This window comes from Methylobacterium sp. 2A (genome assembly GCF_009806555.1).
Classification (GTDB): Bacteria; Pseudomonadota; Alphaproteobacteria; order Rhizobiales; family Beijerinckiaceae; genus Methylobacterium.
On the sequence record NZ_VUOK01000002.1, the window covers coordinates 1 to 20,491 of the forward strand.

A 20,491-nucleotide genomic window follows, 5' to 3' on the forward strand; every position below is an offset into this window, starting at 1 on the left:
CTAGATGTCGTTTCCAAGGAGGTTGTCCTTAGGGAGCCTGCTTGTGGGTGGTTGTCCACCGAGAGCCGAGTGAGGCCTGCGGCTGTTGTAGTCGCACAGCCACGGGGTCATGGCGGCGGTGCGTTCCTGGGACGAGGCGTAGGAGGCGGCATAAAGCCATTCGCGCAAGGTGGTCTGGATGAAGCGTTCGGCCTTGCCGTTGGTCCGGGGCGTGTAGGGGCGGGTGCGCTTGTGGCGGATGCCGTGGCTTGCCAGGGCGTCGCGGAACAGGTGGCTTTTGTAAGCCGATCCGTTGTCGGTCATGACCCGCTCGACCGTGACGCCGAGGCTGGCAAACCAGGCCAGCGCCCGCTCCAGGAAGGCGGTGGCGCTCTCCTGTCTCTCGTCGGGCAGGATCTCGGTGTAGGCCAGCCGCGAGGCGTCATCGACGGCCACATGCAGCGCCTCCCAGCCGGTGCCGCGCTTGCGGCTCTGGCCGGTCCGGTCGCCGGTGATGCGGTGGCCGACGCCGTCGATGCGCCCGAGCTTCTTCGTGTCGAGATGGAGCAACTCACCCGGCGTGTCGCGCTCGTAGCGGATGACGGGCGGCTTAGGATCCAGGGCGGCGAGCCGGCCCAGGCCGAGGCGGCGCAGCACGAGGCCGACCGTGGAGAGCGGCAGCCGCGCCTGCCGGGCAATGGCTGGCCCGGACAGGCGCGCGCGGCGCAGCCGGGCGATCTCGGTGATCGCGGCGTCATCCAGGCGCGTGGGTGAGGTGTGCGGGCGCGACGAGCGATCTGCCAGACCCGCTGCGCCTTCGGCGGCGAAGCGGTCACGCCACTTGCGCACCGTCTTCGGGGCGATCCCCAGCGCAACGGCGACCGCGCTCACCGTCCAGCCCTGCGCCAGTCGATCGACGATCAGCTGTCGACTATGGGGCGTGGTGCGCGCATTCTGGTGGGCGTCCATCCGAGGCTCCGGGTCCGGGGTTGCAGGCGTCGCAACCACAGCCTCGCTCGACACCCTCGGATGGACAACCTCCATAGCAATGACAGCTAGAGCGCTCTGCGCCGGAGTGGAATCCGGTTCGGCGCAAGAGAGCGCGATCGGGCGCGGCTCTAGCCGGGGCGGTGATCGGCAGGGTCGGCGATATCGACCGCCGTCCCGGATGCCGGGGGATGTTCCGCCATGAAGCGGTCGAAGGTGGCGCGATCCTCGGCGCGCTTCAGCGCGTCGACGAAGCCCGCGAAATCCTGGCGCCGGGTTTCGAGCGCGCGGCGCTGCGCCGCGATACGGTCGATCTCGCCATCGCGCCACGCGTCGAAGGCACTGTTGCCGCTGGTCCGGACCGACGTGAACCAAGGCCGTTCGCGGGGTGCTGCGCCACGCCCGAAAGGCCGGCGCAGACGGTCGAGGCCGGAGAGGCCGGACAGCCTGAGATCGGACCGCCCGAGCGCCTGCCGCGCCACGACGACAAGGCCGGCCAGGCCGCCGACAGAGAGGGCATCGTGGATGAAGGGCATGATGGGCATGTGAGGGCTCCCTGCGCATAGCGGCGCCGTTGACGAGGGCCGCAGCATGCCGACGCGTTCCGGATGGAGCCTGAACCGGTCGGTTCAGAGCGGGTTAAGCTGTCCGGCGATGAACGCGGAGCCGGTCGACCGCAGGCGGAACCGACGATGAAACGGATGGAGCGGGCCAGGGCGGCGGCCGACCAGCTGAGCGAGGCCATTCGGACCCCGCCGGACAGACGCACGCCCGCGCAGCAGGAACGGGTCGACCTGGCGGCCGGCGAGACCCTGCTGGTTCGCCTGATGCGGCTGGATCAGGACCGGTTCCCGATCGCCGCCGATCCCGTTCCCCGCATGGCGGAGAGCGCACAGCGCCTCGTGGACATCCTGGTTCACGATGCAAAATACAAACCGGGCGCGCGGATGGGCGCGCTGCTCGATCTGGAGGAGGACGTGACCGCCTATCGCTTCCTGGAGGAGCAGCGGAGCAGCCCGAACTGATCGACACGCGCGGATCGCCGCTCAGTGCAGCTCGACCTCGAGCAGCCGGTTCGTGTCGGTGAGCTTGCCGGCCAGTTCGAGGATCAGGAAGCGCTGGACCTGCAGCGCGAGGCCGGGGCGCTCCCGCTCCATGCGGGCGAGGCCGTCGCGGTCGATGCCGACGACCCGGCAGGGGCTCTCAGCCACGGCCGTGGCGGTGCGCCGGCCCCCCTGTGCCAGGGCGACCTCGCCGATCACCGTGCCCGCCGTGGTGGTGCGCAGGCGCAGGTGGGGGCGCCCCGGCACCGCGATCTCCACCGAGATCACGCCCTGTTCGAGGAAGTACAGCGCGTCGGCCGCCTCGCCCTGGCGCATCAGAACCGCGCCGGCTTCAAGGTCGCGGACGGTCACGTAGGGGGCGAGATCGCCGGGCTCGATCGTGCAGCCGAGCTGCTCCGAGAGGTGCCGGGCGAAGGGCGCGGCCGCGCCGGTCCCGGAGATCCCGATCTCCGACAGCAGCGTCGCCTCCGCGTCCCGCAGGGCCTCGTCGAGGGTCGGCAGGATTCGGATCCGCGGCCCGGCCGCGAGACCGTTGCGCGCGATCTGCCTGAGCATCGTCGGCCCGGGATGGGCCAGGAGCACGTCGAAGCCGCGCGCCTCGGCGAGCTGCCCGATCTTGCGGAACGCCACGAGGGCCGAGCTGTCGAGGCCGACACAGTCCCGGAGGTCCAGGATCAGCACCCGCAGGGTTCCGGCCTCCGCCACGACCCGCCGGTGGATCGCCCGGCCGTTGAGGAAGAACAGGAAGCCCTGCAGCGTGTAGATCCGCATGCGGGTTCCGGCCTCAAGCAGCCGGGCGGCGGTCTCGGGATCGCGGATGATGCTGCTGCGCCGCTCCGCGCCGGACAGAGCCCGGCGGATGGTCGGGATCTGCGCGTACTGGACCGCGAAGATCAGCATCGCCAGCAGGATGCCGGTCAGGAAGCCCGCCGTGGCGCCGAACAGGGCGGTCGCCGCGCACACGGCGGCGGCCACCGCGACCTCCCAGGGCAGCAGGGTCCGGTGCGCGCGGGAGAGGTTGAGGAGGTGCCCCAGCGCGATGGCGATCAGGGCCCCGCCGGCCAGCGGGCGCGGCAGCAGGCCCAGGGCGCTCGCGCCGAACAGCAGCAGGGCCGCCGTGACGGCGAGCGTCAGCCACCGGCCGAGCCATTGCGCGCCGCCGATATTGTGCAGGTGCAGCGTCGAGGTCCGGTCGAACCCCATCACCGGGCTGCCGAACAGGCTGCCGAGGACGTTCGTCCAGCCCGAGGCGACGAACACCCGGTCGATGTCGAACTCGCGCCGCAGGTCCAGCTCGACGCTGACGACGTAGAGGATCTGGATGATGACCGCGACCAGGATCTCGGTGGCGATCTTCGGCAGGACCGGCAGGAGCAGGGCGGGGTCCAGGCCCGGGAGGCTGGCGATCGCCGGGGCGCGCAGCAGCGGGCCCGGCGGCAGCGGGTCGATCAGCCAGCCGGCCGCCTGCGCGGCGGCGCTGTCGAGACCCCGCGCGGACAATCCGAGATGCACCAGCGCGAAGCTGGCGATGACGATGGCCGGGAAGGTGCTCCAGTGCGGGAAGCGCCGGGGGAGCAGGAAGGCGCAGAAACCGATGCCGAGCGTCAGGGCGATGCGCCCGAGCGTGCCGGGATCAGCGAGGCCGGAGGCCGCCGGTCCCGGGTCGAGCAGGCCGAGCACGGTCGCGACCGCGTCGTCGATATGGGCGCCGATCTGCACGCCACTGCGCAGGAGCAGCAGGCCGACGCCGGCGAGGAAGCCGGTGAGGATCGGATAGGGCAGCAGCTGGGCCAACAGCGAGGCCCGCAGGGTGCCGAGCGACACGAAGACGAGGCCCGTCAGCAGGGTCGCCGCGCCGCAGGCGAGCAGGACGGTCTGGCCGACCGCGTCCGGATCGGTCACGCCCGCCGCGTGCAATTGCCCGGCGACCGTGGCGGCGATCGCCGCCTGCACGATCGCCGCCGCCCCGAAGAACGAGAGGGAGATCACCGCGTCCCGCTTGAGCGCCGCGAAGACGAGGCCGCCCAGGACGTAGGCGGACAGCATCGCCGCCACCCCGGCGGTGCGGCTCCCGGCGAGCGGGCCGGAGAAGATGAGCTGCGAGAACACGATGAGATCGAGCACGATCATCATGGTGGCCACGCAGCCGCCCAGGATCGCCCGCGACAGGCGCGCCGACGCCGCGCGCACCGCGTTGCCGGCTGAGATCGTGTCGGTGGTGGTCATCGGCGCGGGATCCGGATCGTCGCGATTCCCGCGGGCCCGGGACACGGGCCACCGCGCGATCCGCGCGGGACCGTCGGAATCAGGCTATCTTGCACTAGCGACTCGCCATCGCGGCCGCACGGTTAAGATTCCGTGCTGATCGCGGGCTGCGTCCAGACATTCCGGCCGGGCGATCTGACGAAGATCTGGGCGCGCGGCGGCATAGCCTGATTCGGAGCCCGGACGAGGGGCCGAGGCCGCCGTCAACACTTCACGCTGACCTGTCGGCGGGCCGCGGGATGCCGCGATTCGCGTCAGGGCTTCGCCCTGGCAACCCACCAAGGGGCTTCAGCCCGTTGAGAACCCGGGATCCGGGGGCGGCAGGGGCACTGGCCGAGCCCGGGGTTCGGGGAGCACAAGGGCATCCTCTCCGATCGACTGTCCGAACGAGGCATCCATGCACGAGACCTACGCCACCCTGACGACCGAGCGGCCGCACGCCGACGTGCTCCTCGTGACCCTCAACCGGCCCGAGGCCGCGAACGCGATGAACACCCAGATGGGCTGCGACCTGTTCACGCTGTTCGATGCGCTCATCGCCGCGCCCGGCCTGTGCCGCGCCGTCGTGCTGACCGGGGCCGGCCAGAAGGCCTTCTGCGCCGGCGGCGACCTCAAGGAGCGCAACGGCATGACCGACGCGGCCTGGCAGGACCAGCACCTCATCTTCGAGCGGGGTATCCGCGCCCTCGTCGAGTGCCCGGTCCCGGTCATCGCGGCCGTGAACGGGGCCGCCTACGGGGGCGGCTGCGAGATCGCGCTGGCCTGCGACTTCATCTACGCGGCCCGGCACGCCCGCTTCGCGCTGCCGGAGGTGACGCTCGGCATCATGCCGGGGGCGGGCGGCACGCAGACCCTGCCGCGCGCGGTGGGCGAGCGGCGCGCCAAGGAACTGCTCCTGTCCGGCCGCCCCTGGTCGGCCGAGGAGGCGGCGGACTGGGGCATGGTCAACCGGGTCTGCGACGGCGAGCGGCTCCGCGCCGAAGCCCTCGACACGGCCGCCGCCATCGCGGCGAACGCGCCGATCTCCGTCCGCCAGGCCAAGCGCGCCCTGCATCACGGCCTGTCCCTGTCGCTCGCCGACGGCATGCTGTTCGAGATCGAAGCCTATAACCGCATGGTCCCGACCGAGGACCGGCGCGAGGGCATCCGCTCCTTCAACGAGAAGAGGAAGCCGGTCTTCACGGGCCGCTGAGGACGCGCCGGGCGCGGCGGCAGGGCGTTGCGGGCGGGCGCCGATCACGGGGCCGCACGCCGCAGGAGCACCGCGCCCGGCCGATCGGAATTCCGATCCCCGTGCGCCAAGTCGCATTCATCCGGCAGTCAGGACGATAGGGTTAATCTATCGTCACGCCGCTGGAAACACTTTGTTACATCGGCACGTCTTCAGAGTTCGAGCCAATGAACGACCGGGCGTGGCACAGTCCAATATCGAGATTGTTCCGCCGGGTCCGGAACTGGTACGAGAGTTTGCCCCTGTCGGCCGCTTTCTCGTTCCGGACGTGTTTTCTGCTTGTCTGGACCATGATTGTCACGGCGGTCACGTACAGCCTGGTTGACCTGATGCCGTCATGATGGTGCGGCGCAATATTGGATATGCTTGCTAAGCTGGAACGGATCGGTCTACGTAAGAAGACCGTATCGGTATTCCGGTGGACGGCATGCTTTACATCCTGGTCGCAGCCCTGGGCGTTGCCGTCGCCCGTCAGTTCTCCTGGTTCGGCGTCTTCGCCATCAGCACGGTCCTGGCCGTCGCCCTGGGGGTCGAGGGCGCGCTCCACGACCGGACCCTGGTGAAGGTGCTGCATCGCGACTGGGAAGTCATCGTCACCTTCCAGTCGGCCTATGTCGCCCATATCGTCTGGGACGTGTACGGCCCGCGGCTGATGGCCCGGCTCGGCCGGTAGGCGGCCCCCCTTCGCGATCAGGCGCGGCCGACGAGCTGCAGGCTGCCCCGCTGCGGCGGAGGATCCTGCGTGGCGGCGATGCGGGTCTGGTTGCGGCCGCCCTCCTTGGCCGCGTAGAGGGCGCCGTCGGCGAGGCGATACAGGTCCGGCGCCGCGCCGCGTCCGCCCCCCGCGCAGGCAAGCCCGATGCTGACCGTGACGGCCCCCGCCCCGATCCCGGCGGACGGGACCGTCAGCCCGGCGACCTCGGCATGGACCCGGTCGGCGATGCGCGCCGCGCCCGCGGCATCGGTCTCCGGCAGCAGGATGGCGAATTCCTCGCCGCCGATGCGGCTGACGAGATCCTGCGGGCGGTGCACGCTCGCGGCGAGGTGGCGGGCGAGCGCCTTCAGGATCGCGTCGCCCACCGGGTGCCCGTAGCGGTCGTTGTAGCGCTTGAAGTGATCCGCATCGACGATCAGCAGCGACAGCGGCCGGCCGTCGCGCCGGGCCGTCTCGGTCGCCGCGGCGAAGGTTTCCTCGAACCGGCGGCGGTTCGGCAGGCCGGTCAGGGCGTCGGTGCGCGACAGGGCGGCCAGCTCCTCCTGTGCCGCCTCCCGGCGGCGCAGCTCCCGCCCGAACAGCAGCGAGAGCGCGATCGTGAGGCCGCACAGCACCAGCGTGATGCCGCCGATGATGAGCGCCTTGGCGAACCACGCCGCCTCCACGTCCCAGGTCGACAGGGCGATGTTCAGGATCAGCGGAAGCGCCCCGATCTGCGTGAAGGCGTAGAAGCGCTCGGCCCCGTCGCGCGCGGAGGTGCCGATGAAGCTGCCCTGGCGGTCGCGCACGAAGCGCCGGAAGGTCGCGGCCCGCGCGATGTTCGCCCCGAGATCCGCCTCCGTGTGGGGGTAGCGCATGATGCGGGTGCCGTCCGCGAGGTACAGGTTGATCGCGCCGCCGGGGCCGAGGTCGATCTCGCGGAACAGGTGCTCGAAGTAGGACAGCTTCACGGTGCCCAGGACGACGCCGCCGAAGCTCCCGTCGGGCCGGTTGATGCGCCGGCTGAACGGCAGCATCCGCTCCCCGGTCAGGCGCGAGACGATCGGGCTGCCGATCTGGAGGCCCAGCCCGTCGCGTGCCTGATGGATCTTGAAGTAGTCGCGGTCGGCGTAGTTGCCCGCCCGCGGCGGCAGCGCGCCGAGATCGGCGACGACGTCGCCCTGCGCGTCGATCACCAGCATCACGCCCATGTCGCGGGCGGTCGCGGCCCGGTCGAACAGGATGAGCTGGCGTAGCCGGGCATCGGACTGCGCGAGGCCGGGCACCGCGATGTTCTCGACGGCGGCCTGGAGCGAGAGGTCGTAGATCTCGACATTGCGCGCGATGTCGCGGTCCAGGACCTGCAGCAGGTTCCTGGACGTCTGCTCGGCCCGCTCCCAGGCATCCCGGCGCAGCTCGGCGAGCATCAGCCCGGAGACCGCCACCATGCCGACCGGGGCCAGGACGCCCAGCGCGATCCACGTCCGGGCCGACCGAAGCCGCGCCTTGAGGCGGCTCAGTGGCCGGCGGCCCAATGGAACCATTGATCTATCACGCCAGCTCATCAATAAATATTGGTATATCCGGATTTATGACCGAATCGTTACCTGATCTCGGTCGGTCGATTGCGGGCGACGCGCCGCGGATGTCCCGCGCGCGGTCCTGCGCGTCCGATCGGCAAGTCTCCACAGCCGGTCCTTGGGGACGCAATTCGGTACCGATACCCGGATGGATTGTGAGGGACTATGTTGCTCAGGTTGGAGCGCGAGACCGGCATGTCGGACGAGGACGCCTTCGCCCAGGAGATCGCGGCGCTCCTGATCGCCGACATCAAGACGTCGGGGGCGCGCAGCCGGGCCGAGCTGGAGGAGGCCTGCCGGGTCTCGCTCCGGAGCCTCCTGGGCGACGCCGCGGTGCCGCAGCAGATCGCTGTCCTGATGCCGATCGGCCTGGACCGCTGGCCGCGGGTGGTCGTGAAGGGGCGGCGCCTGCCGGACGTCTGAGGGCTCCCGTCCTGGTTTCGAAAGGGCGAGCCCTTTCGCGGGTCCAGGGCGGAGCCCTGGTGCCGGACTTCGTCCGGTGCCGGGCTGCTCCGGTGCCGAGCTTCCTTCGCCCTGACAACCCGCCAAAGGGCCTCACGCCCTTCGGAAACCCGGGATCACGGGCTTCAGCGCCCGATCACACCCGTCCCGGTGCCGGGGGGAAGCGCGCTCGGGCCGGTGTTCGGGACCGGCGTCGCGGCCTGGTTCCGCTGGATGTCCATGCGGAGCATGTCGGATTGCGTGGTCTGCTCCTGGCGCAGGCCGCGCATCTGGCTGTTGTACTCCATCGACTGGTTGGCGGCGTTGGGATTGTTCTGCTGGACCTGCGCCAGGGCGGGGGTGGCGACCGCCGACAGGCAGAGGCCGGCGAGGATGAGGCTGCGCATGGGGAACTTCCGGTGAAACGTCTCTCCCGGATGTGACGGATCAGGGGGCCGCCAAGTTCCCGGAAGCCGCCCGGGGGCGACGCGATGGCCCATCCCACCCGGCGCGCGGCACGGTTAGCCGATCCCTGCCGGGCGGCGGATCTCTTTACGCGTTGTTAACGGCTCCCGGGGGAGTCTGCCGGCGACGAGGGGGAGTGGCCCGGGATGCGTGTTCTGACCGAGGCGGACGAGCAAGCGGTCGAGCGCCTGACGCTCCAGCTGCTCCACGACGCGTATTGCGACCTCGCGGCCGTGCTCCGCGGCGCGCAGCCCCAGGCCGCCGCCGCGATCCTCGGCGTGATGGAGCAGCGGGTGACCGACGTGCTCAGCCGGATCTGCCAGCAGGGCCTGGAGGGTCCGGCCTCGGTGGCGATCGCGATCGCGGTCGGCGAGCGGATCGGCGCGATCATGGATCAGGCCCACGGCCGCGACACGAAATCCGCGCTGGCGGCCTGACGCTCAGCCCTCTGCGAAAAAATCCGGATCGGTGCGCGCCAGCATCCGCTTGAACGCGGCCCACTCGTTGTCAGGCGCGCCCTGGAGTACGACGCGGTCGTAGCCGGCGGCGTATTGCCCGGCGGTCTTGGTGGCGATGGCGGCGGAGGGCCGGATCACCGGCGCGCCCGCGGCCTGGATCGCGAGCTGCGCCCGGCACGAGCGCTCCATGTTGTGCATCAGCCGGAACGCCTCGCCGACGGTGCGCCCGCAGGTCAGCAGCCCGTGGTTGCGCAGCACCATGACGGGCTTGTCGCCGAGATCGGCCACGAGGCGCTGGCGCTCGTCGAGATCGAGGGCGATGCCCTCATAGGCGTGGTAGGCGAGGCGGCCGGTGAACTGCATCGACCACTGGTTCAGAGGCAGGAGTCCCTCCTCCTGGCAGGAGACCGCGACGCCCGCCACCGTGTGGGTGTGGAGCACGCAGACCGCGTCGTGGCGGGCGGCGTGGATGGCGCTGTGGATCGTGAACCCGGCCGGGTTGATGCCGAGCCCCATCGGATCCTCGATCACCCGCCCGTCGATATCGACGGTGACGAGGTTCTGGGGGGTCACCTCCTCGAAGCGCATCCCGTAGGGGTTGATGAGGAACCGGTGCCCGCCCCCCGGCAGCCGCGCCGAGATGTGGGTGTAGATGCTGTCGTCGAGCCCGAGCCGGTGGATCAGCCGGTAGGCGGCCGCGAGATCGACCCGCATGGTCTGGATCTCGGCGGCGAGGTCGGGGCCTTCGTGGTCGTGCGCGACGAGCGAGGGTGAGGCTGCGTTCATGCGGCGGCTCCCTGGTGGGGCTTGGGATCGCGGGGCGACGCGGGCGGTCCCGGTGCGGCCGTAAGGTGCACCATCGCTTGTCCGGCGTACAGGGCGGCTGGCTTCGAGCCAGCCCGGAGGCTCACTCAATCGCGCTGCTCCAATACATGACGATGAGCACGGACGGATTTGGCGTGCGCGACGGGCCCCCCCTCTCCCGAGCGGCACAGAGCGTGGCCCCGAAGGAGGCCGGAGCGCGATGGAGGCCCGCGCAGGCGGTGGGATCCCGGAGCCGCCTCTTCGCTCAAAAGTTGCAACCCGGTCACGGGTGGGAATATTGTTTAGGCGGGTATTGATTCCGGTTCAAGCGTTTGTGATAAGGGCCAACGGAAGGTAATTTTCAACCTTTCATCCTCGTAACCCCTCGCATGGCGCAACTCACGATGCAGAAGGCAATCGATGAAATGCTCCTGTCTGCTCCTCAGAAGCTTCGTGCTGCGCCAGTTGGACCAGTCAAACGCCGTTATGGCACGCTGCAGATGGTGGCGGAAAAGCTTGCGATGGCTGGAATGCAGTCGATCTTCTTTCCGGCGCGTCTGCGGCCACCCCTCCTCCGGCTTTTCGGTGCCCGGATCGGTCGGAACGTTCGAATCGCGCAGAAGGTGTTTATCGGGCAGCCGGGTCATCTCACGATCGACAATGACGTGGTGATCAATGTCGGCGCGTTCATCGACTGCTCGGCGCCGGTTTACTTGGGTGAGAAGGTCCGGGTCGGTTATCAGGGCATGATCGTCACGGGCTCGCACACGGCCGAAAACAGCGTCTACCGGCGCCGGGAAGGCAATCACGTGCGCCGCCCCGTCAGAGTTGAGCGCGGATGCTGGATACAATCCCGCAGCATGATCGGTCCCGGCGTGACGATGGCGGAAGGCTGTACCTTGCTGGCCTATGGTGTCCTTCTGGATACGACGGTACCGAACGGCGAATACTGCGGAATTCCGGCAAGTCGTAAGCGCGATCTGTCGACGATTGACGATTGCAAGTGGACCAATGTGCAGGGTGCTCTTGCGGAACTCCGGACGACGCCTTCACAGATTACAACCGCAGTGATGCATTAGAGCCGCGCCCGATCGCGTTGCAATCGAGCCCGGCTCTCAGCCTTTGCCGCAACGCGCGCTCTTGCGCCGAACCGGATTCCACTTCGGCGCAGAGCGCTCCAGGGCGGCCTCCCAAAAGCCGGTCCGGCCGTCCGGATGAGGGCGCACCACGCCCCTACCCGGCCAAAACCGCCTCGATGCCGGCGCCGAGCGCCAGAAGCCGGCGGTCCTGACCGTTCCGGGCGAGGAGCATCAGCCCCGCCGGCCGGGCGAGGTCCGGCATCGGCAGCGACAGGCCGGTGAGATCGAAGAAATTGCCGAAGGCCGTGTTGCGCAGCATCAGCCGGTTGGCCGCCAGGAAGGCCGAATCGTCGGCGACGAGCGGGGCGGTGAGCGGCGCCGTCGTGGCGGTCGCCGGGAGCGCCAGCAGGTCGATGGGCGCGAGCCGGGCGTCGAAGGCCGCGATCAGCTCGGCGCGGCGGCGCAGGGTCCGGATGTAGCGCGTCGCCGGGGCCGCCCGGCCGGCGAGGATCCGGCGGTGGACCCGCGGGTCGTAGCGATGGGCTTGCGCGTCGAGCCAGTCGGCGTGGATCGCGGCGGCCTCGATCGCCGCCAGCGCCCCGTCCGGCAAGGCCGCGTCCATGGCGGCCAGCAGATCGTCGATCGGGTGGTCGATCACCCGGGCGCCCGCCGCGGAGAGCCGCGCCAGCGCCCGCTCGAACGCCTCGGCCACGAGCGGCTCGGTCTCGGTGAACAGCAGGCCCCGGGGCACGCCGATCCGCAGGCCGGCGACCGGGAAGGCGTCGAGCGGCGCGGGCTCCTCGCCGGCCATCACGGCGTCGGCGGCGGCGCAATCCGCCACCGTCCGGGCGAGCGGCCCGAGGGAATCGAGAGCGTACGACAGGGGGAATGCGCCCGCCAGAGGCACCCGCCGGGCGGTCGGCTTGAACCCGACCACGCCGTTGAGCGAGGCCGGGATCCGCACCGAGCCGCCGGTGTCGGAGCCGATCGAAATGTCGCTCGTCCCCTGCCCCACCGAGACCCCGGCCCCCGAGGACGAGCCCCCGGGAATGCGGGTCGGATCGGCGGCGTTGCCGGGGGTGCCGTAATGCGGGTTGAGCCCGAGGCCCGAGAAGGCGAATTCCGACATGTTGGTCTTGGCGAGGATCACCGCACCGGCCCGGCGCAGGCGGGCGACCACCGGGGCGTCGGCCTGCGCCGGGGGCGCCCCCGCCAGGAGAACCGAGCCGGCGGTCGTGGTCTCGCCCGCCACGTCGAACAGGTCCTTGATCGAGACGATCGCGCCGTCGAGCGGCCCGAGGGAGAGCCCGTCCCGGCGGCGGGCATCGGCCGCGTCCGCCGCCGCCCGGGCGGAATCCGGGTAGAGGCGGGTGAACACCGCCGGGTCCCCCGTCTTGATCCGCGCCAGACGCTCTTCGACGGTGTCGCGTACGCTCATCATCCTCACCGCATGTTGCTTCGAAGGGCCCCAGTCATGGTTTCGAAAGGTCGAGACCTTTCGCGGGTCCAGGGCAGAGCCCTGGCCTCTCAGGGCTCTGCCCTGAGAACCCGCCCAAGGGCTCGCCCTTGGGGAACCCGGGTCACCTCAGAGCGTACCTGGATAGGCGCCGCCGTCCATCAGCAGGTTCTGGCCGGTGATGAACCCGGCGTGCCGACTGCACAGGAACGCGCAGGCCGCCCCGAACTCGTCGGGATCGCCGAAGCGGCCCGCGGGATTCTCCCGGGCGCGGGCTTCGAGGAAGGCGTCCACGCTGAGGCCGGCCTTGGCGGCGAGCGCCCCGGCATTGCCGCGGATCCGGTCGGTGTCGAACGGGCCGGGCAGCAGATTGTTGATCGTCACCCCGTGCCGCACGGTCTGCCGGGCGAGGCCCGCCACGAAGCCGGTCAGCCCCGCCCGGGCGCCGTTCGACAGGCCGAGATGCGCGATCGGCGCCTTCACGGCCGCCGAGGTGATGTTGACGATCCGGCCGAATTTTCGGGCGCTCATCCCGTCGACGGTCGCCTTGATGAGCGCGATCGGCGCCAGCATGTTGGCGTCGAGCGCCCGGATCCAGGCGTCGCGATCCCAATCGCGGAAATCGCCCGGGGGCGGGCCGCCGGCGTTGTTGACCAGGATGTCGGGATCCGGGCAGGCCGCGAGGGCTGCGGCCCGGCCGGCCTCGGTGGCGATGTCGCCCGCGACCGTGGTGACGGTGGCGCCGGTCTCCCGGCGGATCTCCTCCGCGGTCCGCTCCAGGGTCTCCGCAGTGCGGGCGGTGATCGTCACCGCCACGCCCTCCCGGGCGAGCGCCAGGGCGCAGCCCCGGCCCAACCCCTTGCTCGCCGCGCAGACGAGCGCCCGGCGCCCGCTCAAGCCGAGATCCATCGTGAAGCCTCCCTGCATCGCCCGCTGGCGGGGCGTCCGGAGACGGTCATAGCGCGCGGCGGGGCACCCCCGAAACCCGCCTCGCGCTCAGGCCCAGACGCGCAGGCCCGACCGCTCGGCCTCCTGGCGGGCGAGGCTCAGAACGCGGCGGCGCGCCTGGCCGTCGCCGATCGCCAGCCAGTGGCGCACCAGGGCCAGGAGTTCGCCGGCATCCGCGTCCAGCGCCGCGTCCGGGGATCCGGCGCCCGAAGCCGCCTCCGTGAAGAAGGCCTCGGCCGGCAGATCGAGTTCGCGGGCGAGCCGCTCGAGCATGGTGCTCCGGCTCCCCGACCGATTGGCGATAGCGTGCTTCCGCGCGCTTCCGGCAGGCAGCGGCTGAGCCGGCGCCACGAGCGTGAACTGGGTCATGCCTCGAAACCTGCAGCGCCCCCGAAGGGTTTCGCCACCGCGCGGCGGGGTGGCGGCAGGGTAAGGATTGCCTTAACGGCCCCGGCCGCGCTCACCACGTGTGCGGGTCGCGGGGGTCGGGCAGGTCGGGGAACGTCTCCCGCTCCGGGGCAACCCATCCGGCCCACAGCAGGGCCACCGCCCCCGTGAGGAGCGGCAGCGCCGCGCTGAGGACGATGGTGAGCGTCACGGCGATCCTGCCGGGAGAGTGCGAACCGATCCGCGAACCCTGCGCCGACACGCGTATGCGCGGCCTTAAGGCGGTCGATCGCATTGCAGCGACCGGGCTGCCACCTTCATCGGGCTGTTACAGAACGGAATTATGGGCGGCCCTCACGGCTGGCACGGAGGGGGCTCGGATGACAGCGCGTTACTGCATCGATCCGCTCGATCCGTATGCCGAGGCGCAGGTGCTCGTCACCTACCGGGAGGGCCGGCCGCTCCCCACGCTCACGGCGGTCCTCGACTGCCAGGGCCGCGACCTGCTGCCGGACCTGTCCGAGGCCTGCATCCGGATCCTGCAGCTCGAGATCGCGGTGTATTACGGTCCCGGCGATCCCTTCGCCTGGGCGCTGAACGCGGTCGACGTCGTGGCCGCCCCAGCGGCCGCCCCAGCGGCCGCCTAGAGCGCTCCGCGCCGAAGCGGGCGCCGGTTCGGCGCAGAGCGCGCGTTGAAACAGAGGCCTGGAGCCGCGCTCGATGGCAGGGCCATCGGGCACGGCCTCCGGGCCGCGCTCGCGTCAGGCCAGGGCCGGTTCCTGGGTGAGGGCGCCGAACTCGCTGACCATGCATTCGTGCATGCGCCGCAGCCACGCCCGCGCCTCGGCGGTCTGGGCCTCCGCCCGCTCGATCCGTTCGGCCGCCGCGCGGACCTGATCCTCGGCGCGCTCCGCCCGGGCCACCGCCTCCCGCAGCAGGGATTCAGCGTGCAGCGCCCGGTCCTCCGCGGCGCGCGCGGCCGATTCCGCCTCCCGCACGGAGCGCTGGGCCTCCCGCATCGAATCCCGGGCGCTCGTCTGGAGGTTGCGCACCCGGGTCGCGAGGCCGCGCACCGCGGTCAGGGAGGCCGACCAGTCGTCGGGCTCCGCAGCGACGGCCGGTGCGGCGCCGGAGAACAGCGCCACGACCCGGTCGATCGGGTCGCCCCGACGGTCCGGCGGAGCCGCGAACGCCGCGCTGGCGGAGCCGCTCATGCCGCGGCCTGATCGGTCATGTCGGAGAATTCGGCGAGGATCGCCTCCTGGACGCGCCCGAGCCACTCCTCGGCGTGCTGCGCCCGCTCCTCGGCGGCGCGGGCGCGCGCCTCGGCCGCCTTGACGCGTTCCTCGGCGGCGATGACCTGCGCCTCGGCGCGCACCTGGACGTCACGGGCCTGCATCTCCGCGATCCGAGCCCGCTCGTTGGAGGCGTTGATGTCCTCCCGGACCCGCTCCAGCACATGCTCGATGCGCTCCTCCCGCTCCCGGGCCTGCGCCTCGACCACGCGCGCCTGCCGGGCCGCGGACTGGACCCGCAGGATCAGCGCGTCCCAGTCCTGCGGCGATGCGTGCCGTGTCGTCTGCGGCGGCATCTGCGGCGCTGTGAGCTCGGCCGGCTCCTGCATCGACGCGACGACCCGCAGGACGCTGCCCAGGCCGGGTTCGGGCACGGCGCCAAGCTCCTGCTTGAGCCTCTCCCCGGGCCGGAAGCGCGGGTCGTTCAGAAGCCTCTGCAGCTCGCTCACGGACCTTCTGCTCCCTACTGCCCGGATCTGATCCAACTAAACTGGTAAAAATGGTTAACGGAGCGTTAAAACCGGGCCGATCTTGTGCAAATGCTGGCGCAGGCGCGCTCCTCGCGGGCGCTCTCCGGGCTTTCGCCCGGCGGCGCGAACTTATCCCCGGAGGATGTTCAGCAGCGGCAGGACGTTGATCACGAGTTCCAGGGCGATCAGCAGGACGACCACGATCTCCAGGCGCAGGGACCGGTTCGTGTGGATCAGGTCGGTGAGCGCGGTGGCCGTCTCGCCGATGACGGCGAGCTTGCGGTGCAGCGTGGCGGTGCGCTCCCGCAGCTCGTACTCGTCCTCGATGCGCGCGTAGAGCCGCTCCAGGCCGGGCTGGTCCCACAGCACCTCGGGCTTCTCCTCCACCGCCACCCGCCCGGAGACGCGGTGCTGCACGAGAAGCATGCGGCCGATATGCTTCAGGATCGCCCGGCGGCCGCCCGAGGCGCGCCCGGTCTCGGCGAGGCGCCGCGCCAGGGGGTCGATGACGTCGAAGACCGCGGCGACCTCGATCTCGTTCTGCGCCAGCGCCGTGCTCTTGGCGAGGATGTCGGCGATGACGACGAGGCGCTCGGGGGTCAGCTGGCGGATCGCGATCCGGCCGCCGGGCGTCACCTGATCATCGTGATCCGGCGCGATCTCGATCGTGGCGGTCTCTTCCTCGGGCCGCGTGACCGGGCCGCGGACGCGGGCCCGCAGGCCCGCCGCGATGGCGTCCTCCTCGATCGGGGTGAGGCCGACGGTGACCACGACTCCGTAACGGAAGACGACCGCGAAGCCGCCGCCGGCCCGGAATGCCAGGGGGTTGATCGACAGGGTGTCGGTGCGTTCGAGGCCGGCCGTATCGATCCGGTCCCCGAGGATGCGGGCGCGCGCGACCAAGCGTTCCGGCGCGTCTCTCACGATGTCCTGGCTCAGAGGTTCTCTCCAGCGCGCACGATCCGCATCGGGCCTGAGGGTGGTTTTCCGCGGGAAACCGGATGCGGGGGCCTCCGCGCCCGCGGCCCACCCGGAGGCCGCGGGCGATCTGCCGGGGGAAAGCCCGCGCGGCCGGGCCCGTTCCAACGGCCTGCCCCAAGGGATCGACGAAGGGATTGTGCCGTGCAATCTGCCGAACAAGCTCGGACGGCGGCGGTTGCCGGATCGGATGGCGCCGCAGCCCATCCGCCGGGATTTCCCCACCGCCGAGCGCCCATGTCCGCCCTGCCCGCCTCGAATCTGCTGCGTCGCTCCGGGCCGCCGGAGCCCGTGCCCGATATCGACCCGCCGCGGGCATCCGACCCGCGGTTCTCGCAGGTCGTGCCTCGACAGGCCCGCCTCGTCTGCCTCTACGATCAGGCGTCCTTCAGCGAGGGACCGGTCTGGTGGCCCGCCCGAGAAATCCTGATCTGGTCGGATATCGAGGGCCGCCGGGTGCTCGGCTGGCCGCACCCTCTACGTCAGCGACACCTCACGCACGGCGGGTGGCGATGGCCACACGATCTACGCCTTTCCGGTGGCGGAGGATCAGAGCCTCGGCGCGCGGCGCGTCTTCGCCGCGATCGAGCCCGGCGTGCCGGACGGCTTCCGCGTGGACAGCCGCGGCTGGCTCTGGACGAGTTCCGAGCCCGGCGTGCAGGTCTTCTCGGCGGAGGGGCATCGGCTCGGGCTGATCCCGACCCCGCAGACCTGTTCGAACTGCTGCTTCGGACCCGGCGAGGCCCGGCTGTTCGTCACCGCACAGCAGTTTCTCTACGCGATCGATCTGGTGGATGGATGAGCGGGCGGGCGAGCCGCTCACCGGTTATCGACGCCCCGTCAGCGCCAACGCTCCTTCGTGCACGCCAGGAGATAGACGGTGCGCATGCAGCGCTCCTTGTCGGCCTGCGAATGGGCGTTGCCCATGCAGGCATCCATCCCGGAGGTGAGCAGCAGGCGGTCGATGTCGTTCTTGGACTCGCAGGTGAAGATCGGCTGGAAGCCCTCGAACCGGCTGACCTGCCAGAAGATCGCGACGAACAGCAGCAGGCAGAACGTGCAGACGAGGATCCGGCTGTCGTAGAACCAGTGCCTGCGCTCGTCCGTCATGACGGCTCTACGAACCTTCGGCTGCGGTTCGCCGAACCCGCTTCAGGCCGGAAGGACCGTCTGGCGAGTGGTGGAGACGACAGGGATCGAACCTGTGACCTTTCCCATGTCAAGGGAATGCACTACCGCTGTGCTACGTCTCCTCATCGACCGCGATCGGGTTCATCGAACCTGAAGGCCATCGAGAAAGTCCGGACTTCTCAGCTGTTCATGAGGAGTGTCCACTACCGTGTCAAGGTCGTGTTCTCCCGCTGAACGACGGGTCCGGGCCGGAGCCGTGCGGCCTCCGGTGGGCGGGGCCTATAGCCCCTGCCCGGCCGAGGCGCAAGCGGAACCTGCTTTTCGGGACGCCGCGAACGACCGGTCCGCGCGAGGTGCACGGGTCCGGCAAAATGCGCTATGGCCCTGCCGCCCGGCATCCGGCCGCGCCGCAGGGCGCCGGCCCGCCGCCTCACGCTTCAAGACATGCGCTGCATCTTCGACCACGATCAGGGTGATTCGACCCGCGGCCTCGCATCCGTGGGGGCCGGGATCGCCGCCGCGGCCGGCGAGAGCCGGTGCTGATGGCGTCCGTATCCGGGACCGACAGGCCCGCGTCCCGCCTTCCGCCGGCGCAGGTCACCGGATCCTGGGGCGGTCCGCGCGCCCTGCCGGCGCGGGCCGCGGCGGACGGCTTGCGCGTGGCCTTGCCGGGCCTTGCGGGCCGCTGGGTCGAGATCGTCCTGGCGAACGACCCGGCCGAGGGCCGGGACACCGTCCCGGATATCAGCTTCGTCGGGCACGACGGGCGCCCGGGCTCGCTTCTGCCCCAGGAGGCGCGGGGCGGCGGCGCCTTCGCGTGGGTCGGTCGCCTGCCCGAGGACGTGACCGAACTCCGCGTCGCCGACCCGTCCGGACGGGTGCCGGCCCGGCTGCGCCGGATTGCCCTGCGCCGCCTCGCCCGGCCGATCCTGGCCGGGCGCGGCCTCCTGCGCGACCCGGGCCTGACGGCGCAGGCCCTGTACTGGCGCCTCCTCGGCAAGAAGGTCCGGGCCCGGGGCTTCCTCGGCCGGGCTTTGCGCCACCGGCGGGTGAGCGGCTACGAGGCGTGGCTCGGCACCCACACCTTGCGACGGTCCGAGCGCGAGGGAATCGCCGCCGAGATCGCCGCCTGGGCCGATCCGCCCCTGATCTCCGTGCTGATGCCGGTCCACGACCCCGATCCGAAGGTGCTCCGGGCCGCCCTCGCCTCCCTCGGCGCGCAGCTCTACCCCCATTGGGAGCTCTGCGTCGTCGACGACGCCTCGACGCGCCCCGCGATCCCAAAGATCCTCGCCAAGGCGGCCGAGGCCGATCCGCGCATCCGCGTCCTGACCCGGCCTGAGAACGGCCACATCGCCCGGGCGACCAACGACGCGCTGGGGATGGCCCGGGGGGCGGTCTGCGCCTTCATGGACCACGACGACGCGCTCACCGCGGACGCGCTCTACGAGGTCGCCCGGGCCCTGCGCCGCGACCCGGATCTCGTGCTGATCTACAGCGACGAGGACAAGATCGACGGGCGCGGCCGCCGGTTCGACCCGCATTTCAAGGCCGATTTCGACCGGGAGCTGCTCTACGCGCAGAACTACATCAACCATCTCACGGTGGTGCGCACCGAATCCCTGCGCGCCGTCGGCGGCCTGCGCCCCGGCTTCGAGGGCAGCCAGGACCACGACCTGCTGCTCCGGCTGACCGCCGGCCTCGACCCGGCGCGCATCCGCCACATCCCGCGGGTGCTCTACCATTGGCGCGCCGCGCAAGGCTCCGGCACCTTCTCGGACCGGGCGCTCGCCCGGGCCGAGGCCGCGCGCCTGCGCGCCCTGGAGGAGGTCGTGGCGCCCTGGGGCGGCCGGGCCGAGCCCGGGCCGGGCGGCTTCAACCGCCTGATCCGTCCCCTGCCGGAGCCGCCGCCCCGGGTCTCGGCGATCATCCCGACCCGCGACCGCGCCGAGATCCTGTCGGTGACCCTCGACGGGCTGCTGACCGCGACCGACTACCCCGACATCGAGGTGATCATCCTCGACAACGACAGCCGCGAGCCCGAGACCGCCGCCCTGTTCGCCCGCTACCGGGACGATCCCCGGGTGCGCGTCGTGACGGTGCCGGGCGCCTTCAATTTCTCCGATCTTTCCAACCGGGGTGCGGCGGCGGCCACCGGGCCGATCCTCCTGTTCCTCAACAACGACATCGAGGTTCTGGAGCCGGGCTGGCTCACCGAGATGGTCCGCCACGCGGTCCGGCCGGAGATCGGCGCCGTGGGGGCAAAACTCCTCTACCCGGACCGGACCATCCAGCACGGCGGCATCGTGCTGGGGATCGGGGGCGTCGCCGGACACAGCCATCTCGGCGTGCCCGACGCGGATCCGGGTTACTTCTGCCGCATGGTGATCGCCCACGAGGTCTCGGCGGTGACGGGCGCGTGCCTCGCGATGCGGGCGGACGTCTTTGCCGCGGTCGGCGGATTCGACGCGGTCGCCCTGAAGGTCGCCTTCAACGACGTGGATCTCTGCCTGAAGATCCGCCGGGCCGGCTACCGCATCATCTGGACGCCGTTTGCCAAGCTCATTCACCACGAGTCGAAGAGCCGCGGGGCCGAGGACACCCCCGAGAAGCAGAAGCGCTTCGAGGGCGAGGTGCTCACCATGCTCGACCGCTGGGGCCCGGAGCTGCGCGCCGACCCGTACTACAACATCAACCTGTCACGGAATTCCGGGCACTACCGCGTGTGAACGGCCGGGCCGACTCGGCGGATTGCGCACGGTGCTATGCATGCGTCAGT

23 protein-coding genes and 1 tRNA gene are annotated in these 20,491 nt (G+C 70.9%); 9 read left to right on the forward strand and 15 right to left on the reverse strand.

Going from position 1 to position 20,491, the window contains the following annotated elements; genetic code table 11:
- A complete protein-coding gene (locus FVE89_RS00020; protein ID WP_160532225.1) occupies window positions 1-948 on the reverse strand; it encodes an IS481 family transposase in 948 nt (315 codons plus the stop codon).
- Window positions 949-1,097: 149 nt separating this feature from the next.
- Window positions 1,098-1,559 (reverse strand): DUF2852 domain-containing protein, encoded by a 462-nt coding sequence (locus FVE89_RS00025; protein ID WP_246730420.1) that lies wholly within the window; start codon window positions 1,557-1,559, stop codon window positions 1,098-1,100.
- 15 nt (window positions 1,560-1,574) lie between these two features.
- Between FVE89_RS00025 and FVE89_RS00030 the strand changes: the two genes are divergently transcribed.
- Complete coding sequence (locus tag FVE89_RS00030) at window positions 1,575-1,991, forward strand: hypothetical protein (RefSeq protein ID WP_160532226.1); 417 nt, start codon at window positions 1,575-1,577, stop codon at window positions 1,989-1,991.
- A 21-nt stretch (window positions 1,992-2,012) separates the two neighbouring features.
- On the opposite strand, the gene FVE89_RS00035 is transcribed toward FVE89_RS00030, so the two are convergent.
- On the reverse strand, window positions 2,013-4,256 hold the full coding sequence (locus FVE89_RS00035) for a cyclic nucleotide-binding domain-containing protein (protein ID WP_160532227.1): 2,244 nt from the start codon (window positions 4,254-4,256) through the stop codon (window positions 2,013-2,015).
- A 436-nt stretch (window positions 4,257-4,692) separates the two neighbouring features.
- On the opposite strand from FVE89_RS00035, the gene FVE89_RS00040 reads away from it, so the two are divergent.
- On the forward strand, window positions 4,693-5,487 hold the full coding sequence (locus FVE89_RS00040; protein WP_160532228.1) for an enoyl-CoA hydratase-related protein: 795 nt from the start codon (window positions 4,693-4,695) through the stop codon (window positions 5,485-5,487).
- A gap of 466 nt (window positions 5,488-5,953) precedes the next feature.
- Window positions 5,954-6,199, forward strand: coding sequence for a hypothetical protein (locus FVE89_RS00045; RefSeq protein ID WP_210254040.1), 246 nt, complete (start codon window positions 5,954-5,956; stop codon window positions 6,197-6,199).
- 17 nt (window positions 6,200-6,216) lie between these two features.
- Here FVE89_RS00045 and FVE89_RS00050 read toward each other — a convergent pair whose 3' ends face one another.
- Window positions 6,217-7,764, reverse strand: coding sequence for a sensor domain-containing diguanylate cyclase (locus tag FVE89_RS00050; protein ID WP_160532230.1), 1,548 nt, complete (start codon window positions 7,762-7,764; stop codon window positions 6,217-6,219).
- Between the two features lie 231 nt (window positions 7,765-7,995).
- On the opposite strand from FVE89_RS00050, the gene FVE89_RS00055 reads away from it, so the two are divergent.
- The gene (locus tag FVE89_RS00055) at window positions 7,996-8,223 is read left to right on the forward strand and encodes a hypothetical protein (protein ID WP_160532231.1); all 228 of its coding nucleotides are present in this window, start codon (window positions 7,996-7,998) and stop codon (window positions 8,221-8,223) included.
- A 164-nt stretch (window positions 8,224-8,387) separates the two neighbouring features.
- Here the strand turns inward: FVE89_RS00055 and FVE89_RS00060 are convergent, their stop codons facing one another.
- Entirely contained in the window at window positions 8,388-8,648 is a 261-nt protein-coding gene (locus tag FVE89_RS00060) for a hypothetical protein (RefSeq protein WP_160532232.1), read from the reverse strand.
- 204 nt (window positions 8,649-8,852) lie between these two features.
- Between FVE89_RS00060 and FVE89_RS00065 the strand changes: the two genes are divergently transcribed.
- Complete coding sequence (locus FVE89_RS00065; RefSeq protein ID WP_160532233.1) at window positions 8,853-9,143, forward strand: hypothetical protein; 291 nt, start codon at window positions 8,853-8,855, stop codon at window positions 9,141-9,143.
- A gap of 3 nt (window positions 9,144-9,146) precedes the next feature.
- Here FVE89_RS00065 and FVE89_RS00070 read toward each other — a convergent pair whose 3' ends face one another.
- Entirely contained in the window at window positions 9,147-9,950 is an 804-nt protein-coding gene (locus FVE89_RS00070; protein ID WP_160532234.1) for a class II aldolase/adducin family protein, read from the reverse strand.
- A 407-nt stretch (window positions 9,951-10,357) separates the two neighbouring features.
- Here FVE89_RS00070 and FVE89_RS00075 point away from each other — a divergent pair, with 407 nt between their 5' ends.
- Window positions 10,358-11,047: a hypothetical protein gene (locus FVE89_RS00075; protein ID WP_160532235.1), complete on the forward strand. Its 690-nt coding sequence runs from the start codon at window positions 10,358-10,360 to the stop codon at window positions 11,045-11,047.
- A gap of 154 nt (window positions 11,048-11,201) precedes the next feature.
- On the opposite strand, the gene FVE89_RS00080 is transcribed toward FVE89_RS00075, so the two are convergent.
- The 4 genes from FVE89_RS00080 to FVE89_RS30370 form a co-directional block, all read right to left on the reverse strand.
- Window positions 11,202-12,488, reverse strand: a complete 1,287-nt coding sequence (locus FVE89_RS00080; RefSeq protein WP_160532236.1) for an amidase — start codon at window positions 12,486-12,488, stop codon at window positions 11,202-11,204.
- A gap of 144 nt (window positions 12,489-12,632) precedes the next feature.
- On the reverse strand, window positions 12,633-13,412 hold the full coding sequence (locus tag FVE89_RS00085; RefSeq protein WP_160532237.1) for an SDR family oxidoreductase: 780 nt from the start codon (window positions 13,410-13,412) through the stop codon (window positions 12,633-12,635).
- 87 nt (window positions 13,413-13,499) lie between these two features.
- A complete protein-coding gene (locus tag FVE89_RS00090) occupies window positions 13,500-13,724 on the reverse strand; it encodes a hypothetical protein (RefSeq protein WP_160532238.1) in 225 nt (74 codons plus the stop codon).
- 187 nt (window positions 13,725-13,911) lie between these two features.
- Window positions 13,912-14,049: a hypothetical protein gene (locus FVE89_RS30370; RefSeq protein ID WP_202130494.1), complete on the reverse strand. Its 138-nt coding sequence runs from the start codon at window positions 14,047-14,049 to the stop codon at window positions 13,912-13,914.
- Between the two features lie 169 nt (window positions 14,050-14,218).
- On the opposite strand from FVE89_RS30370, the gene FVE89_RS00095 reads away from it, so the two are divergent.
- Complete coding sequence (locus FVE89_RS00095; RefSeq protein ID WP_160532239.1) at window positions 14,219-14,485, forward strand: hypothetical protein; 267 nt, start codon at window positions 14,219-14,221, stop codon at window positions 14,483-14,485.
- A 114-nt stretch (window positions 14,486-14,599) separates the two neighbouring features.
- Here the strand turns inward: FVE89_RS00095 and FVE89_RS00100 are convergent, their stop codons facing one another.
- From FVE89_RS00100 to FVE89_RS00110, 3 genes are all read right to left on the reverse strand, one after another.
- Window positions 14,600-15,052: a hypothetical protein gene (locus FVE89_RS00100; protein WP_160532240.1), complete on the reverse strand. Its 453-nt coding sequence runs from the start codon at window positions 15,050-15,052 to the stop codon at window positions 14,600-14,602.
- Entirely contained in the window at window positions 15,049-15,582 is a 534-nt protein-coding gene (locus FVE89_RS00105; RefSeq protein WP_160532241.1) for a hypothetical protein, read from the reverse strand. Before FVE89_RS00105 ends, FVE89_RS00100 begins: the two co-directional genes overlap by 4 nt.
- Window positions 15,583-15,732: 150 nt before the next feature.
- The gene (locus FVE89_RS00110) at window positions 15,733-16,527 is read right to left on the reverse strand and encodes an RMD1 family protein (RefSeq protein ID WP_342390010.1); all 795 of its coding nucleotides are present in this window, start codon (window positions 16,525-16,527) and stop codon (window positions 15,733-15,735) included.
- Between the two features lie 577 nt (window positions 16,528-17,104).
- Here FVE89_RS00110 and FVE89_RS30785 point away from each other — a divergent pair.
- Window positions 17,105-17,383, forward strand: a complete 279-nt coding sequence (locus FVE89_RS30785; protein ID WP_348644662.1) for an SMP-30/gluconolactonase/LRE family protein — start codon at window positions 17,105-17,107, stop codon at window positions 17,381-17,383.
- A gap of 38 nt (window positions 17,384-17,421) precedes the next feature.
- On the opposite strand, the gene FVE89_RS00120 is transcribed toward FVE89_RS30785, so the two are convergent.
- Together FVE89_RS00120 and FVE89_RS00125 are read right to left on the reverse strand one after the other, a co-directional pair.
- A complete protein-coding gene (locus FVE89_RS00120) occupies window positions 17,422-17,691 on the reverse strand; it encodes a hypothetical protein (protein WP_160532242.1) in 270 nt (89 codons plus the stop codon).
- Between the two features lie 68 nt (window positions 17,692-17,759).
- A tRNA-Val gene (locus FVE89_RS00125) sits at window positions 17,760-17,834 on the reverse strand.
- A gap of 420 nt (window positions 17,835-18,254) precedes the next feature.
- On the opposite strand from FVE89_RS00125, the gene FVE89_RS00130 reads away from it, so the two are divergent.
- A complete protein-coding gene (locus tag FVE89_RS00130) occupies window positions 18,255-20,441 on the forward strand; it encodes a glycosyltransferase family 2 protein (protein ID WP_160532243.1) in 2,187 nt (728 codons plus the stop codon).
- The last annotated feature ends 50 nt before the right edge of the window (window positions 20,442-20,491 follow it).

What these genes read in the sequence shown, in the direction of transcription:
- FVE89_RS00020 (WP_160532225.1), bottom strand. Translation starts at nt 948, where the DNA reads ATGGACGCCCACCAGAATGCGCGCACCACGCCCCATAGTCGACAGCTG.
- FVE89_RS00025 (WP_246730420.1), bottom strand. Translation starts at nt 1,559, where the DNA reads ATGCTGCGGCCCTCGTCAACGGCGCCGCTATGCGCAGGGAGCCCTCAC.
- FVE89_RS00030 (WP_160532226.1), top strand. Translation starts at nt 1,575, where the DNA reads ATGGAGCCTGAACCGGTCGGTTCAGAGCGGGTTAAGCTGTCCGGCGAT.
- FVE89_RS00035 (WP_160532227.1), bottom strand. Translation starts at nt 4,256, where the DNA reads ATGACCACCACCGACACGATCTCAGCCGGCAACGCGGTGCGCGCGGCG.
- FVE89_RS00040 (WP_160532228.1), top strand. Translation starts at nt 4,693, where the DNA reads ATGCACGAGACCTACGCCACCCTGACGACCGAGCGGCCGCACGCCGAC.
- FVE89_RS00045 (WP_210254040.1), top strand. Translation starts at nt 5,954, where the DNA reads ATGCTTTACATCCTGGTCGCAGCCCTGGGCGTTGCCGTCGCCCGTCAG.
- FVE89_RS00050 (WP_160532230.1), bottom strand. Translation starts at nt 7,764, where the DNA reads ATGGTTCCATTGGGCCGCCGGCCACTGAGCCGCCTCAAGGCGCGGCTT.
- FVE89_RS00055 (WP_160532231.1), top strand. Translation starts at nt 7,996, where the DNA reads ATGTCGGACGAGGACGCCTTCGCCCAGGAGATCGCGGCGCTCCTGATC.
- FVE89_RS00060 (WP_160532232.1), bottom strand. Translation starts at nt 8,648, where the DNA reads ATGCGCAGCCTCATCCTCGCCGGCCTCTGCCTGTCGGCGGTCGCCACC.
- FVE89_RS00065 (WP_160532233.1), top strand. Translation starts at nt 8,853, where the DNA reads ATGCGTGTTCTGACCGAGGCGGACGAGCAAGCGGTCGAGCGCCTGACG.
- FVE89_RS00070 (WP_160532234.1), bottom strand. Translation starts at nt 9,950, where the DNA reads ATGAACGCAGCCTCACCCTCGCTCGTCGCGCACGACCACGAAGGCCCC.
- FVE89_RS00075 (WP_160532235.1), top strand. Translation starts at nt 10,358, where the DNA reads ATGGCGCAACTCACGATGCAGAAGGCAATCGATGAAATGCTCCTGTCT.
- FVE89_RS00080 (WP_160532236.1), bottom strand. Translation starts at nt 12,488, where the DNA reads ATGATGAGCGTACGCGACACCGTCGAAGAGCGTCTGGCGCGGATCAAG.
- FVE89_RS00085 (WP_160532237.1), bottom strand. Translation starts at nt 13,412, where the DNA reads ATGGATCTCGGCTTGAGCGGGCGCCGGGCGCTCGTCTGCGCGGCGAGC.
- FVE89_RS00090 (WP_160532238.1), bottom strand. Translation starts at nt 13,724, where the DNA reads ATGCTCGAGCGGCTCGCCCGCGAACTCGATCTGCCGGCCGAGGCCTTC.
- FVE89_RS00095 (WP_160532239.1), top strand. Translation starts at nt 14,219, where the DNA reads ATGACAGCGCGTTACTGCATCGATCCGCTCGATCCGTATGCCGAGGCG.
- FVE89_RS00100 (WP_160532240.1), bottom strand. Translation starts at nt 15,052, where the DNA reads ATGAGCGGCTCCGCCAGCGCGGCGTTCGCGGCTCCGCCGGACCGTCGG.
- FVE89_RS00120 (WP_160532242.1), bottom strand. Translation starts at nt 17,691, where the DNA reads ATGACGGACGAGCGCAGGCACTGGTTCTACGACAGCCGGATCCTCGTC.
- FVE89_RS00130 (WP_160532243.1), top strand. Translation starts at nt 18,255, where the DNA reads ATGGCGTCCGTATCCGGGACCGACAGGCCCGCGTCCCGCCTTCCGCCG.